At 46.8% G+C, this 15,195-nt stretch carries 13 protein-coding genes and 1 tRNA gene; 11 read left to right on the top strand and 3 right to left on the bottom strand.

The window, feature by feature from the left end; translation table 11 throughout:
* Positions 1–76: 76 nt before the first annotated feature.
* Positions 77–997 carry a LysR family transcriptional regulator gene (locus MHN31_RS05615; protein WP_239443690.1) on the bottom strand — a complete coding sequence of 307 codons (921 nt, stop codon included), beginning with the start codon at positions 995–997 and terminating at the stop codon, positions 77–79.
* Between the two features lie 142 nt (positions 998–1,139).
* On the opposite strand from MHN31_RS05615, the gene MHN31_RS05620 reads away from it, so the two are divergent.
* From MHN31_RS05620 to MHN31_RS05630, 3 genes are all read left to right on the top strand, one after another.
* Positions 1,140–1,664, top strand: a complete 525-nt coding sequence (locus MHN31_RS05620; protein WP_239443691.1) for an NAD(P)H-dependent oxidoreductase — start codon at positions 1,140–1,142, stop codon at positions 1,662–1,664.
* 161 nt (positions 1,665–1,825) lie between these two features.
* A tRNA-Ala gene (locus MHN31_RS05625) sits at positions 1,826–1,901 on the top strand.
* A gap of 88 nt (positions 1,902–1,989) precedes the next feature.
* The gene (locus MHN31_RS05630) at positions 1,990–2,304 is read left to right on the top strand and encodes a cupin domain-containing protein (RefSeq protein WP_239443692.1); all 315 of its coding nucleotides are present in this window, start codon (positions 1,990–1,992) and stop codon (positions 2,302–2,304) included.
* Here the strand turns inward: MHN31_RS05630 and MHN31_RS05635 are convergent.
* Positions 2,284–4,677: a response regulator gene (locus MHN31_RS05635; protein ID WP_239443693.1), complete on the bottom strand. Its 2,394-nt coding sequence runs from the start codon at positions 4,675–4,677 to the stop codon at positions 2,284–2,286. The two genes, MHN31_RS05630 and MHN31_RS05635, sit on opposite strands and share 21 nt — an antisense overlap.
* Positions 4,678–4,914: 237 nt before the next feature.
* Between MHN31_RS05635 and MHN31_RS05640 the strand changes: the two genes are divergently transcribed.
* Together MHN31_RS05640 and MHN31_RS05645 are read left to right on the top strand one after the other, a co-directional pair.
* On the top strand, positions 4,915–5,850 hold the full coding sequence (locus MHN31_RS05640) for a cytochrome c peroxidase (RefSeq protein ID WP_239443694.1): 936 nt from the start codon (positions 4,915–4,917) through the stop codon (positions 5,848–5,850).
* An 8-nt stretch (positions 5,851–5,858) separates the two neighbouring features.
* Positions 5,859–8,660, top strand: a complete 2,802-nt coding sequence (locus tag MHN31_RS05645) for an EAL domain-containing protein (protein ID WP_239443695.1) — start codon at positions 5,859–5,861, stop codon at positions 8,658–8,660.
* Here MHN31_RS05645 and MHN31_RS05650 read toward each other — a convergent pair.
* On the bottom strand, positions 8,657–9,127 hold the full coding sequence (locus tag MHN31_RS05650) for a DUF3293 domain-containing protein (protein ID WP_239443696.1): 471 nt from the start codon (positions 9,125–9,127) through the stop codon (positions 8,657–8,659). The genes MHN31_RS05645 and MHN31_RS05650 overlap by 4 nt on opposite strands.
* A gap of 78 nt (positions 9,128–9,205) precedes the next feature.
* On the opposite strand from MHN31_RS05650, the gene MHN31_RS05655 reads away from it, so the two are divergent.
* From MHN31_RS05655 to MHN31_RS05680, 6 genes are all read left to right on the top strand, one after another.
* A complete protein-coding gene (locus tag MHN31_RS05655; RefSeq protein ID WP_239443697.1) occupies positions 9,206–10,324 on the top strand; it encodes a type 1 glutamine amidotransferase domain-containing protein in 1,119 nt (372 codons plus the stop codon).
* Positions 10,325–10,691: 367 nt separating this feature from the next.
* Positions 10,692–11,102 (top strand): winged helix-turn-helix domain-containing protein, encoded by a 411-nt coding sequence (locus MHN31_RS05660; protein WP_058798786.1) that lies wholly within the window; start codon positions 10,692–10,694, stop codon positions 11,100–11,102.
* 543 nt (positions 11,103–11,645) lie between these two features.
* Positions 11,646–12,065 carry a hypothetical protein gene (locus MHN31_RS05665; protein ID WP_239443698.1) on the top strand — a complete coding sequence of 140 codons (420 nt, stop codon included), beginning with the start codon at positions 11,646–11,648 and terminating at the stop codon, positions 12,063–12,065.
* Positions 12,066–12,135: 70 nt separating this feature from the next.
* Positions 12,136–12,831 carry a response regulator transcription factor gene (locus MHN31_RS05670; protein WP_239443699.1) on the top strand — a complete coding sequence of 232 codons (696 nt, stop codon included), beginning with the start codon at positions 12,136–12,138 and terminating at the stop codon, positions 12,829–12,831.
* Positions 12,832–12,838: 7 nt separating this feature from the next.
* Positions 12,839–14,110 carry a HAMP domain-containing sensor histidine kinase gene (locus tag MHN31_RS05675; protein WP_239443700.1) on the top strand — a complete coding sequence of 424 codons (1,272 nt, stop codon included), beginning with the start codon at positions 12,839–12,841 and terminating at the stop codon, positions 14,108–14,110.
* 569 nt (positions 14,111–14,679) lie between these two features.
* Positions 14,680–15,129 carry a hypothetical protein gene (locus MHN31_RS05680; protein ID WP_125562547.1) on the top strand — a complete coding sequence of 150 codons (450 nt, stop codon included), beginning with the start codon at positions 14,680–14,682 and terminating at the stop codon, positions 15,127–15,129.
* Positions 15,130–15,195: the final 66 nt, after the last annotated feature.

Genomic DNA, 15,195 nt, shown 5'->3' on the forward strand with positions numbered 1-15,195 from the left:
TAGTGCGTAAATGTGTGGAAACTGTGTGGTTTGTTTACCAGGATAAAAATAATCCTGGTTACAAAGTATGTATGATTCAAAATACCGGTTGCGATTGTACAATGTGCTCAAAATGCTCCGATAACAGGTCGATAAAATGCCGCACTTTGGGTGAAAGGTGACGGCGGCTTGGATAAACCACATAGACGTTTACATCTGGTTGTGGGTACTCAGGAAACAGGGTAACAAGTTGCTGTTGCGCAATGGAAGTGTCGACATAAAATGCAGGCAGGCGCGCGATCCCTATCCCGTCACGAGCCATGGCAGTTTGCATATGACCGTTGTTGCACAAGATCCGCTGTCGCACATCTACATGAAAGGGGTTGCCTTGTTTGTCTTTGAACTCCCAGCGATCCGGAGTTTTATGATTGCTGTAACAAATGCTGTGATGCTTTTCTAACTCTTTTGGGTGATGTGGTTGCCCAAACCGACTGAGATAACCCGGACTGGCAACAACGTAGGTTTTGCATTGATAAACACGTTTGCAGATTAGGCTGGATTCTTCCAGTTGTGGTGTCGCTCGCACAGCCAGATCATAGCCATCACTAATCACATCAACCGCTTTGTCTTCAAGGTCCCATTCTAGCGAAACATTCGGATAGCGGTTTAGGTATTCAGCTAACACTGGTTGCAGGTAGTCGGCACTGAACGCCACCGGGCAGGTAATTTTAAGCGTGCCTCTGGGGATGTCATCAGTCACATTTAGCTGTTGTGCTGCGGCCTGAGCATCCTGGATCAGTTGGGTGCAATTTTGGTAGTAAGACTCGCCCTCCGGGGTTAATGCCAATGTGCGGGTGGTGCGGTTCAGCAGTCTCACACCCAGCCTTTCTTCAAGCCTTGCAACCATTTTGCTGACATGCGAGGGAGAATGACCCAGCTTTTGTGCTGCGGCAATAAAACTCTTACTCGCGACGACTTCGGTGAAGATTTCTATGCCTTCAAAAAGATTGTTATTCATATGGAAATAGTAACTTTACTTTTACCCTATTAATCATTATTAAAACCTAATATACACTGGTTGTCATCAGCTTGAGGTGAACGCTTATTGAAGTGAGCACCTATACAAACCTAAGTTAGTCTTATTTTGAGAGGGTAATCCCATGAAAGTATTAGTATTTGCAGCCAGCAACAGCCGTCAATCTATTAACCAGCAACTTGCAAGCTATGCTGCCTCGTTGATCCCCAATGCAGAGGTCGAAGTGTTAGACCTGAATGATTATGAAATGCCAATTTACAGCATTGAACGTGAAACAGACGGTGGCATACCAGACGAGGCACAGCGCTTCTTCGCTAAAATTGGTGCTGCGGATGCAATTATTGTTTCTTTTGCTGAGCACAATGGCAGTTATACAGCGGCCTACAAAAACTTGTTTGACTGGACATCACGCATCGATATGAAGGTATACCAGAATACACCTATGCTGATGATGGCCACGTCTCCGGGTCCAGGTGGAGCAAAAAGTGTATTGGCATCGGCTGTGGGTTCTGCCCCTTATTTTGCTGCTGATGTTAAAGCCAGTCTGTCTGTACCTAGCTTCTTTGATAATTTTGATTTAGAAGCAGGTGAACTTAAAAATACTGAGATTAAACAGGAGCTTGAAGCTGCCCTAAAGTTGTTGCACTAAGCTAATTTGAGCGCTTGAGCACCTTATTAATTCAGGTCGGATGATACAAAATATTGTCCGGCCTGTTTGATTTTTATTCTAACAGCCTAATTACTTTAAAAAAGTTACCTTTGGGGGTTTTCAAAGACAAAAAAATCTTCTAGTATCTTTGTCGTCGATTTGGGGCTATAGCTCAGCTGGGAGAGCGCTTGCATGGCATGCAAGAGGTCGGCGGTTCGATCCCGCCTAGCTCCACCAAATCTCTTATCCTTCCCATGTTGTTGTTTTTATTCCGCCTTAGTTACGATACAGTTTTCGTAATCAATGTTAATTTTTCGGGTCATGAATGAACAATTTATTTGCTAACTTGCCAGCTGATCTCAGCGATGAAGTCTTTCAAACACTCTTGTCTCATGAGCAGCTAAAAGTCGAGCGCATCGTTTCTAAAGGGCACACTTCTCCGTCTCAGGGGTGGTACGACCAAAATGAACATGAGTGGGTGTTGGTGCTGCAGGGCGAAGGTGAGCTGACATTTGAAGACGGTCGGGTTGAGCGCCTGGCTGCGGGCGATTACATCAATATCCCGGCCCATTGTAAGCATAAAGTCAGCTGGACCGACCCTGAGCAGGAGACAGTCTGGTTAGCCATTTTTTATCGATAACCATTTATCCAGCACGGTCTGGAGCTTGTCCAGAGCAATGGGTTTGCTGATGTAATCATCCATACCTGCGGCAAAACAGGCCTCTATATCTTTGATCAATACATTGGCAGTCAACGCGATGATAGTGAGCTGCATGTGCTGAGGCATGCTACGGATTGCTTTTGTCGCTTCAATGCCGTCCATATTGGGCATGTGCATATCCATCAGCACCAGATCATAATGTTCTTTTTCCAGCTGCTGCAAGGCTTGCTGGCCATCGGTGACAATGGTGACGCTGAGGCCCAGCTTTTCTAAAATGGCCTTAGTGACAATCTGATTGACCGCATTATCTTCCGCTAACAAAATATGGCCATGTAACTCTCCCAGCGTCACTTGATCGCTGTCTTCTGAATAAATCAGGCAGCACGTGGTTACTGGCCAGTTAAAGTCAAACTGAGAGCCTTCCTCTTGCACCGATTGACAATTGAGATGGCCACCGCACAAGTCAATAATATGCTGACAGATACACAGGCCCAGCCCGGATCCCCCATAGCGCCGGGTAGTACTTTCATCTTCCTGATAAAACGGATTAAAAATTTGCGGGAGCTTGTCTTCTGCGATACCTATGCCGCTGTCAGATACGGTAAACCTGAGCATTACCTGCTCCATGTTGCCAATGTTTTCTACTTCCAGACGGATAAACCCTTCGTGGGTAAACTTGATGGCATTATTGAGCAGGTTGAGTAAAACCTGTTGTAAACGATGTTTATCACTGACCACCTCTTTGGGCACCGTATCGCCAATTACCAGCTGAAATCTCAGCCGTTTTTCAATGACTTTTTCACTGAATATCTGCTCCAGGTGGTGCAATACCGCATATAAGTCAAAGGGCTCAAAATACAGAGATACTTCGCCCTGATCTAACTTAGAAATATCCAGAATGTCATTGATCAGGGTTAGCAGGCTCTGTCCTGACTCATTGGCAACCCGGATCAGGGTAGTTTGCTCTGCATTAAAGCTATTTTGTTGATTGAGTAACTGGAGGGTACCCAGAATACCATTCATGGGTGTGCGGATCTCATGGCTCATGTTAGCCAGAAAGCGGCTTTTGGCATTAGCCGCTTCTTCTGCGGCGAGTTTCGCCAGTTCGAGTGCCTGAGTCCGCTCTTCCACTCTGTGTTCCAGCTCAGATTCGCGCTGGAATACCTTGTCGCGCATCTGCGCAAACGCCCGGCTGAGCTTGGCCAGTTCATCTTTGCCCCGGGTAGACAAAGACACATTAAAGTTGCCTTGAGTCAGCGCCTGTGCGGCTTTAGTGAGTTTGGCAATGGGCTGATATATGCTGTTCGAGAAGCGCCAGGCAACCAGCAAAGAAATGGCAATGGCAAATGCCAGAATAATCAACAACTGTTGACGCAGTTCATACACCGGGGCGAACACCACATGTTCGGGTAAAGTTAACGCGATGCTGTACCCTGAGGACTTGACAGGCGCATAGAAAATATAAGATTTAGGCCGGGTGGGAGTTTGAGCCAGCTGCGCATAGCCATTAAAGCCTGCAATCATCTTCAGGCCAATTTCTTTAAGTTGTGGGTCTGCTTCTTCAGTGACCTTTAAGCGTACTGCGATTTTTTCGCCAATGTCATTAACAACAAATTTCCCCTGTTCGCGTTTGAGTTGAATGATTTTGTCTGGCTGCCAGTGATACATGTAAATGCCTTCCTGAGATACCAGCATAAACCGGGCGTTATCGTAAAACTGATGGACAACTTGTTTGGAAACAGCCTGTACCAGTCTATCTATCTCGCGCCAGGGAATGCTGCCACCCAGTAGACCAGCTACTTTACCATCGTTGGCCAGTATGGTCGCTGCGACTACGATTTGTTTAACGCCTGTTGTGTAGGAGATCATCGGCTCGGACACGTAAACTTCAGCGTTTTGTTCAACATTTCGGCCTATGGTTTGTTGCCAATAATCGCGACGCGAAATGGTTCTTTTACGTGCTTCTGGAGACTTATCATCGAAGGTGCGCAGCATATTTTGAAAGGGGTTTCCGCCTTCGGTATTGTGAAAGCTGCCGTCGGGCCGACCGATAATGAACTTTTCGTAAGTCTGGTCATGGGCGGCTTTTTCTGTTTGCAAAATGGGGGAGATGTGCGCAAAGTCCATGGCTTTTAAGGTTGGTTGGCGCGCCAGAGTCGCCACTTCGCTTTTGCGTTTAGCGAAATAGCGGTCGAAAATGGCGGCTGCATTATAAACTTTGGCCTGAGCAGCTGAGATGCTCAGACGTTTTGCCTGCTCGGTACTGTGCAACATGGCCAGTAAGAATATCACCAGCATTGGAGCCAGTGCTGTTAATCCCAGGATCACCGTCAGGCGCGTTTTTAATTGCATATATCAGATTAAAAAGCTTCTTATCTCACAAGTTTAGACAATATTTTGGCTTACACCTCTCGTTATTGAAATTTTTCTCCTCAGCCTAAAGATATAAAGTGGCGGGTCACCGGGAGGTTGACCTCAGCCGATTAGTGCTTTGCTGAGATCGTCCATTCTTTATTCCATATCAAGTCAGCCAGGATTAAGGACTGCTACATTAGTAAGGTGTTTAGCCCCTATGAGTGGTACTAAAGCGTGATACTGAAATTTCTGATTTGGGCGTTGTTGTTTGGCTCGGTATGGGTCGCAGCTGAGCCCATTTTACCACTGCACAGTGTCGCAACGGATGCTCGCAAGGTTGCATTAGGTCGGCAGTTATTTTTTGATACCCGGCTGTCTCGCAGTAACGAAGTAAGCTGTGCTTCTTGCCATCAATTGACAACGCATGGCGCTGACAACACTGCCCGCTCTAAAGGAGTTGCGGGGCGGCTTGGTGACGTGAGAGCACCTACCGTCTATAACTCAGTATTCAATATTCGTCAGGCCTGGGATGGCAAAGCCATTGATTTAAAAGCTCAGGTCACGCTTCCAGTAGAAAACCCCAAAGAATTTGACACCACCTGGCCTGTGTTGATCGCAACCCTCAATGAGGATAAAGCCTTTGTGAGCGCCTTTACACAGGTTTATAAAGATGGGCTGTCGAGTGATGCCATTAGTGATGCTATTGCTCACTATGAGCGCAGTTTAATTACCCTTAATGCGCCTTTTGATCTGTGGCTACAAGGCAAGGGGAGTTTGTCTGAGCAAGCGCAGGAGGGATATCGCTTATTTAAATACTATGGCTGTATTAATTGTCATCAGGGTAAAAATGTGGGTGGCAATATGTTCGCCAAAATGGGCACTTTTGGAGACTACTTTGGCGATCGTGGTACGCCCATAGAACCTGCCGATTACGGTCGATATAACGTGACGGGTCGTGAGGCCGATAAGTTTACTTTTAAAGTACCGGGTCTGCGTTTGGCCGCGAGACAAACTTACTTTTTTCATGATGGTAGTGAGCAAAGCCTGACCGGCGCTATCAATACCATGGCCCGTTACCAGCTTGGCCGCTCACTCAGCCAGTCAGAGTTAGAGGCAATTGAAGCTTTTCTGGAAAGTCTGGTTGGTCAGCATCAGGAAATGACACAATGAAGCCTTCAATGAAACTTAACTTCCCTGTTATTGGTCAGTGCCTGTTGGTAATGCTGCTGACGGCTTTGATGGTGTACTTCTTTCGCGCTCATATTGCGACCGGAGAGCGCCAACATGAGCAGGTATCTCATTTGTTTGATGCCAAATCCATCGATGCCAAACTGGATAAATTTGCACTTGAACTCAGCGTGGGTAGTTTGCGCCATTTTGATGAGTTACAGCAACTGGACAGGGCATTGCAGCAGCTGACAAATAAGCAGCAAAATCGTCACATTAGTATGGAGTTTCTCGCCTATCTAAGGCTGCTCAGACACAAGATGGCACTGATGGAGCAATTGAAAACCCAGGCCGTGGGGATGCGCAATGGCCTGACTTATTTGCCTGTGGTATTGGATGAAATGATTGTCACGCAGCATCCTCAGGCATTACTTGGCAGTACCATACTCGCCAGTCTGGTAACTTCTGGCCAGCCACTGGATGAACTGTTGCTGGATACCCGCATTCGGACTTTAGCTGAGGCGACTGTCGTATCGCAAAGCCATGCTTTACTCAGTCGTCGATTTGTCAATCATATCCAGGTTGCCGTTGAATACTATCGTCAGGTCCATGCGACACGCCAGGACTACCTGGCCATCAACAGCAAACAGGCCTTTGCTCGTCTCTATGGTGCACAAATGGACTTGCATGGTTCGCAGTTGAGGCAAACCCGGACTTTGAGCGAACAGTTGTTTGGGCTGGCGGTGGTGCTGTTACTGACTTTGTTATTTATCTTACAGCGGTTAAACAAAGCCAAAAACCATGCCTTGCAAGCCAGCCAGTTATTGCATGATGCCATTGAACGTCTGCAAGAGGGGTTTGCACTCTATGACAGCGAGGGAACACTGATGCTGACAAATCAGTGCTGGTTGCGACACTACGGGGTGACATCCAGGTCAGAGTTTCCGCAAACGCTGAGTGAGTGGCAACAACGCCAGTCGGAGTTTGTTCATGAACAAAGTGACACACCGCAACGACTGCAAAGGACAACACACGGACGCTGGTTGCAAATTCGCCATGCGCGTACGGCTGAAGGGGGATATGTCTACATCAGTGTGGATGTAACTGAGTTTAAAGAAGTTGAAGCGGAGCTTAAGACCGCGGCGGCGGTTTACCAGGCGACTCAGGAAGGGATCATGACCACCAATGCTGAGCTGGAGATCATGGCGGTGAATCCGGCTTTCACACGCATTACCGGATATCAGGAGCAGGAAGTTTTGGGCAAAAAACCTAACTTGCTCAGCTCAGGCCGTCACGATAAGCGTTTTTATGAGCATATGTGGCAAACCCTGCAAACCAAAGGTGAGTGGGCGGCTGAGATCTGGAATCGCCGTAAAGATGGCACGGTTTACCCTGAATGGCTCGCCATCAGTGCCGTTCAGGATGAGCAGGGTCAGGTCCAGCAATACATTGCGGTGCTATCCGATATGACAGAGCGCAAGGAACAGGAAGCCAAAATTGCCTATCAGGCGATGTATGATGCGCTTACCGGATTGCCAAACCGACGTTTGTTGCTGGACAGGATCTGTCAGGACCTGAAACAAATTGAGCGTCAACCTCATCTGAGTGCTTTATTATTTATCGACCTGGATCGCTTTAAGCGCATTAACGATGCAATGGGGCATGACGCGGGTGATAACTTGCTGCTAGAAGTGGCCAACCGGCTGAATCACCTGGTGCGACGTACTGACACTCTGGCCCGTTTTGGTGGCGATGAGTTTGTGTTGTTACTTAGTCAGATCAGCGAGGTTGAGGATGCTGCAAAAGTCGCGGAAAAGATCCTCACTTCTTTGGCTCAGCCCTTCACTATCAACGGGTTTGAAGTGATCAGTGGCGCCAGTATTGGCATTGCCATCATGCCTGATGATGCCCGTGAGCAACAGGAGATCCTACGCCGGGCTGACCTGGCTATGTATAAAGCAAAAGAAAGCGGTCGTAATCAGTATCATTATTTTGCCCCTTCAATGCAGCAACAGGTTAACCGGCGCGTAGAGCTGGAACAATTGCTGCGCAGAGCCATAACAAGCAACGAACTGGAGGTATTTTATCAACCCATCATTGAGCTTAAAACGGGTCAGTTACATGGCTTTGAAGCCCTGACTCGCTGGTCACATCAGGGGCAATACATTGCACCGGACGAGTTTATTCCGGTTGCAGAAGAAAGTGGCCTGATCTCTGAGCTGGGGGAGTGGATGCTGATGCGCGCCACATCAGACATTGCGGCTTTAAATCGTACGCTCGATCTGGATTGCTGTTTATCGGCGAATATTTCCAGTCAGCAATACCGGCTGGGCTTCAATGCCACAACCTTACGGCATATTCTGGTTCAGACCGGATTCAAGCCAGCCAATCTGGCGCTTGAGATCACGGAGAGTATTTTGCTGGATGATGATGAGGCCATCCTCGCCTGGCTTGAAGGGCTCAGAGCGACGGGGGCACATTTATCGATAGATGATTTTGGTACTGGTTACTCTTCGTTGAGTTATTTGCGTCGTTTTCCCATTAACACCATTAAGATTGATAAGAGCTTCATTCATGAGTTCGCACATGCTCCGGACTCACAAAATCTGGTGCGTGCCATACTATCAATGGCAGCCAGCCTTGGCTTGTCTGTCATTGCTGAAGGCGTGGAGCATGTCGCACAGCTCGAAGGCCTCAAGGAAATGGATTGTGATCTGGTGCAGGGCTATGTGTATGCTAAACCTATGTCACTCAGTGAACTTGAGATCTGGTGTAAGACCTTTTCTCAAAATCACCTTCAGGATCTGGCCTAGACGTGCAAAGGTAAATGGTTCAGGCCCTGAATGGCAGCATTATGTGCGGGGAGTGCACGATAAGTTATGCGTGCCTGAAATGACGCGTTAAGCTGCACTCGTTGCTGAGAGTGATGGGTGTTGTGCAACCAAACCTGGTCTTGTTGGACGAAATAATACGCTTTTTGATAACACAATGCCGCCAGCCGGGTGGCTGCTTGCTCTGAGCATACAATCAATAAACTGAATTCCCGATAGTCAAGACTGGCACTGGTTCCCCAAAGCGGGTGCATTTTGTAGCCCTTGCGCTTTAATGCCGGATAGAGCAGGCGTTGAAACCGGCGGTTTTCAGCAAGTGTTCGTTTTATGCCCCATGGATTCCACAAACTGACGATTGCGCCATTCGGAGCTGCCGGGAGCGCGGCACAAGGTCTAAACCAAACATTCTGGTAGAGCTGCCACAATTCATTTTCAATTTGACGGTGCATGTTTTTCCTGAGCCACTTCACAGTGGCTTCACAGTATCAGCGTTACGGTGAGTCTGTCCAAACAAAGGAGACTCGATAATGAAAAGACAATTGATGGTTGCATCTTTATGGTCGTTGGTGAGCATTAATGCGATCAACACAGCCAATGCCGCGGACGAGCCGCATGTGCTGATGGTGTTAAGTAGTTATGGTAAACAGGTTGACGGAGAAACAACCCAACCGGGTTTCGAATTTGACGAACTCAGCAAGGCCTACCAGGTATTCAGCGACAATGGCATTCAGATCACGCTGGCCTCACCGAAGGGTGGGCAGCCACTGGCAGATGAATATAACCAGGATAAATCCTACAACAAGGCGTTTTTGAGTGATCCACAGGCGATGAGTGCCTTGTCTGATACCGTTAAGCTTGCCAGTCTCGATGGGCAATCGTTTGACGGCGTGTTTATCGTTGGTGGCAAAGGACCCATGTTTGATTTGCACCAGGATAGTGAGTTACAACGCCTGATCCGGGAAGTTTACGAGCAGCAGGGCATAGTGGGGGCTGTGTGTCACGGTCCGGCAGCCCTGGTTGATGTGAAGCTGAGCAGTGGTGCATATCTGGTTGATGGTAAAAGAGTAAATGGCTTTACCAACCTGGAAGAGACGGCTTTTGGTAAAAAGTGGCGCCCCCAGTTTGAGTTTTTACTGGAAGACAAGCTTAAAGAGCGCGGTGGTTTGTTTGAACAAGACGGACTGATGTTGAATCAGGTTACGATAGACGGTCGTTTGATCACAGGTCAGAACCCTTTTTCTACCGCAGATACGGCGGTGGCCATGGTACGAGCCATGGGGATTGAAGAGGTCAATGAGCCTGTATATAAGGACGATCGGAGTGTTAAGCTGGCTGAACTGCTGTTCAGAGACAAAGCTGCTGCTATGGCAAAATTTCAGCAATCGCCAGAGCAATATGATGTGCAGATGTTAGCTATGATAGGTGTCTATCAGGCCCGGTTTGCCAAAACTCAATTACAACTACACAATGCAATTGAGTTGATGACCTTTGCGCAATCTAAGTTTAACCACCCTATGATTGAGCTGACCATTGCTAAGGCATACATCAGACAAAATAACCAGGCAGGGGCAAAATCCAGCCTGCTACGAGCGCAAAAAACGTACCCTGATGATGCAAAAATTAAGGCTATGCTGGCCAGGCTGTAATGCGCTTTCGGACGAAAAAAGTGCGGCAGCGGCGTGATCTGAGCCCTTGTCGCATTAACTATGAAATTTACTAATAGCTGAATGGCTGGTTGTTTTATGTCCATTGTAACTAATAACGGTATAAAGGGTGGGGAAAAATTTGCCCAGAGCAATCTGAAACCACCATATGTATCATTTTTGTTTTATATTTGTTTTCTACTTGTACAATGTGAATAAATCCTTGCACCCGGGCTGGGTCAACTTATTATTTTTTCTATTAACAAAAGTCATGTACTTTCATCGCAATTCGGATTTTAAAAAGTCCTGTCAGACGCTACACTAAGCTTGCTTGATAACTCAAAACGTCAAAGGAAGTGTATCTATCATCATGAAGTTAAATGATAAATATGATGCTGACTTTAGCCGTGCAGTATTTGGGCCCTATGAGCTACACAAAAGGAAAAGGTTGTTAACATATTGTGGTGAAAGCGTGCGCCTTGAACCTCTTATCTATGACTTATTAGAATATTTTATCTGCCATAGAGATAGAGTGATTGGCCGGGATGAATTGTGCCGGGAGATCTGGCAACAGGAGTATGTCGACAACAATGCTATAAATCGGGCTGTTTCCGAATTACGGCGCTGTGTTTCCAAACATAAACTTGGGGTTGACGTGATCAGAACGCATTACCGCAAGGGCTACAGTTTCAATCTGATGGTTGAACTGGACCCCAGACCAAACCCGTTTCGTTGGATAGCTAAGTGGTTTCATCAGGCTGTACCATGCAAAGAACAGTGATCAGTAAAACATCTGGCTTTTCTGTTAAAGCCCGCTGGGCAGGCGTCGCTCGGCCGATCGTGCTTAATCTCTTTGTATTGGTTTAGTGAAGAAAGTGTACTAAACCTGTATCTAATCTAACCTCCGTGCTCGTGGCGGGCTAATTTCTATGATTTGCCTGCCTGCACCAGAACACCGCTGATCTTTTTGCCAAAATAATATCAATTTCACTCAATACCAGCTCAATTTTAAGAAGCATATATGACGCTAATGATATTAAAAACTTTTCAATTAAAACAAATGAATAGAAAAATCGCCCGTGTTTTTGCCTTTGTTTTCTCGTCCCTAAATAGAACACTTAAGTTAAGCAAATTGGTATAATCTAGGCTGTGCCTGTGTGCCTGTGTGCCTGTGTGCGTTGCTTTCGCTTTCTAACAGGTGAGAACGGGTTTGTTCCGTGTTTGCTAAGCCTTCTCAGAACAGTTAAAAGTAAGAGCGCGTTTTTACGATAAATGCGTGGTGTGATAAACTTTCCCCAAATCAAAGGACTAACCGGGTATTATTATGGCACCGCCACTCCAACAATTCACTCGCTGGTTTTGTACTTTGCCTCAAAGCCAAAAACAGGTGCTGACTGAATCTCTCAGCCCCGTTTTTGTTGAACTCAATGAGGTGCCGACTGCCAGCAAAGAGCAAACCTTGCTGAGGCTGCTTGCCAGCCAGGCTACTAAAGTCAGTCTGATTACCTTAGTGCTCAATCTACGCACACAGGTTGAGCATACGATGGCGTTACAGACCGATGCACTGCCAAGGCTGGCCAACGCCGGCGATCTGCTTTTTTATAGCCGTGCACAGGATGGTGACTCGCTCAGGAAAATTGCAGACGAACAGTGGCACTGGCAGCAATCACGTGAATCCTGGCTAGAGTTGAAGCGAGCTTACCTATCGTTAGAATATTTACGCCGCTGGTTGCAGGCCAGCTGAGTTAAATTTCACACTGCTTTCACGAATGTCGCGCTAGTGTGATTACATGATTGTTAGTTTGGTGACCAGGATGGCGCAAGTAAAAGTACTTTTAATTGAAGATAATCAGGATCTGAGCCGCAATATCGGCGAGTATATCGAATCACATGGTGCTGTGGTGGATTTTGCACACACCGGAGAGCTGGGTGTGCAACTCGCACTGGAACAATTTTATGATTGTGTGGTCTTAGATGTGATGCTACCCAAAATGGATGGATTGGCTGTCTGTCAGCAACTGCGCACAGAGGCCAATCGCCATATTCCCATCATTATGCTGACTGCCCGAGATACGCTGGATGACAAGCTCAGCGGCTTTTCTCTTGGGGTAGATGACTATCTGACTAAACCGTTTGCGCTTGAAGAGTTGTGGGTCCGCTGTAATGCGCTGGCAAGAAGGCATTTACTTAATAGTGAGCACACACTGCGCCTGGGGGAAGGTGATAAGGCGTTGTCGCTGAACAATCAAACCCAGCACATTGAGCGTGCCGGGTCACCATTAACGCTACAACCAATCCCGTTTAAAATTCTGCGTTTGCTCATGGAGCACCATCCCAGGGCACTGAGCCGCAGCGAGTTGTGCGACAGAATTTGGGGTGATGAGCCGACGGATTCAGATGCACTGCGCTCTCATATCTACCAGTTACGCAAGGCTATCGATAAGCCATTTTCCAGCCCGATCATCAAAACCATTCATGGTATTGGCTTTGCACTTGATATAGAAGGATAAATTGCCTGTGAGAGCGACTCAGCTACGCAATCGTATTGTCGTTTTTTTTGTTGGCATTGCCCTGTTTATCAGTGCACTGTTTGGTGCTGCGAGCTTCTTGTTCGCTTACAACATTGAAGACCGGTTCTTTGTCTCTTTGCTCGATGATGAAGCTCAGACCATCGCTATTCAACTTGAAACGGGTCAGCAGCCAAGGCCACGATTGGATTTTATTCGCTATTACCCGGCACACGCGGATTTACCCGGAGTTGTGCGCGAAGCGCTTAAAGCAGAGCCGCACCGTATCGAATTTAGCGGTGAGGGTGTTGCTCATTACCACCTCAAAAAATTGCCTACCGGGTACTTACTGGCGGAGGTTAGTGAGCAGCTGGTGGTGCGTAAAATCAAAGGCGGGATGCTGAAATTTATTCTGGTGTTGTCAGGGGGCGTATTGGTGCTTGCTTTGGTGCTGGCCTTTGTTTCATTGATTATGGCTAAGCGCCTGGTTAAACCCTTGGATACCTTAGTTAAAATAGTCGAAGATGCACCTGTTGAGCGTTTACCACAGAACTTCTCAGGACAGTTTGTGAATGATGAAATTGGCGCATTTGCCAGGACACTGGAACAGGCTTTGGCAAGAATACGGCGCTTTATCCACCGTGAGCAGGCGTTCACTAGAGATGTTTCCCATGAACTAAGAACGCCAGTGGCCATTACGCAAAGCTCTCTGACCTTGCTCAAACAGACGCCTCTGAGCGATAAACAGGCTGAGCTGGTTGGCCGAATTGCAGATGCACAGCATCAAATCACGCAAAGTCTTGAGGTATTACTGGCACTGGCCCGTGAAGAAACTCTGGCGCATGACAGTGTACGTGTTTTACCTGTGGTAGAGCAGGTTATCTTAACTCAGGCTGAGAAAATAGCGGGTAAAGAGATTGAAGTTGAGGTAGAAGTTCCAGCAAAACTTGCGTTACCTATTGCCCCAAGTGCGTTACAACTGTTGCTGAATAATCTGGTCGGCAATGCGTTTACCCATATTCACAGTGGTGTAGTCTCGATCAGTGCCAGCACGCATTCCATTACTGTTGCAGATACCGGCGGCGGAATAGCCCCAGAGCAGTTAGAGACACTGTTTGAACCGGGCGTGAAAGGCCCGGATAGCAATGGCATGGGCATGGGCCTGTCTATGGTCAAGCGCTTGTGTGAAAAGCTGAACATTGAGCTGAGTGTTTCCAGCTCAGAAGCGGGTAGTGTGTTTTGTCTGAAGTTTCCTGATGGAGACAACCAGATTAACCAATAGCTGAGTCTTTATTTACCCGCAAGATTGGAGTGGTTCGAAATGTAAGGCTGATAGTCTCAATCGTCATCCCGGACACGTGCGAGCTGGGATCTACCTAAACACTATGCTGCAGTGCCGTATTGCAGAAGATCCCTACAAACCACTCTGTCATCTGTTAAGTGTAGTAATGAGGAGTTTACCCAGCGTTATGTGTCACATGTACTGCCAATAGGGTTTATGAGAATAGGTCACTATAGATTCCTGACAAATGAATAAAGTGGTGAGGCCACTCCGCCAATGCAATATGCGCGGAAGTAAGTCAGGCTGCGTCGAAATCACCACACCTTGCCAAATAGTAAAAAAGTGGGTCTAATGACATGCATAAATAATGTTGTTCAGGCAGGGAATGAGTCACGTTGTAACGGTTTAAGTCACAGACGGTTCAAAACAAAAGTTACTCGTCAAATACGAATCCCATAGCACAAACCACACCTGCCAGATACAGCGTGTAGGTAGCAGCCCGGTTCAACAAGCGATTATGCGTACTGTGTACGCATAAATATTAAAACGTTATGCGTGTAAGGAAGTCCGTGCAAAAACTACTATCTTTGTTTCTTTTTATACTTCTCTCATTACCATCTTATGCGTGTGGCGATGGCAAGGAAAGCGAAAATGTACCTTTTGCCAAACTTGATGAAAAGTATAAACTAGAAGAACTTAGGCTGTATCAAATTTTTGTACCTGAAAAAAATGGTGAATACTTTTTAACGTCTATCTATATGTACAAAAAAAATGAGCAGCATATTAGCGTAAAGTTCACCGATGCTTTTGTGTATCCTGGTTATAAAGCTGCTGATATAGCTATACATCCTGATTTAGTAAAAAGTTACGATATTTACTTAAATTATTCCACAACTGAAGATGGTGATCTTGTTATGTGTGGAGGCCAAATTATTAAACTCAATATATCTAAGTTGTTGGAGGTCAAAAGTCCTCCTGAGGTAATACCTCCACCACCAGAGCCTAGGAAAGTACATTGATAGCGTGGTGCAAAGTATATATAACAAGGTCGTTAAACCAAGGGCACAAAACAACAGGCTTGCGCT

Source organism: Pseudoalteromonas sp. McH1-42, assembly GCF_022347845.1.
GTDB classification, from domain to species: domain Bacteria; phylum Pseudomonadota; class Gammaproteobacteria; order Enterobacterales; family Alteromonadaceae; genus Pseudoalteromonas; species Pseudoalteromonas rubra_D.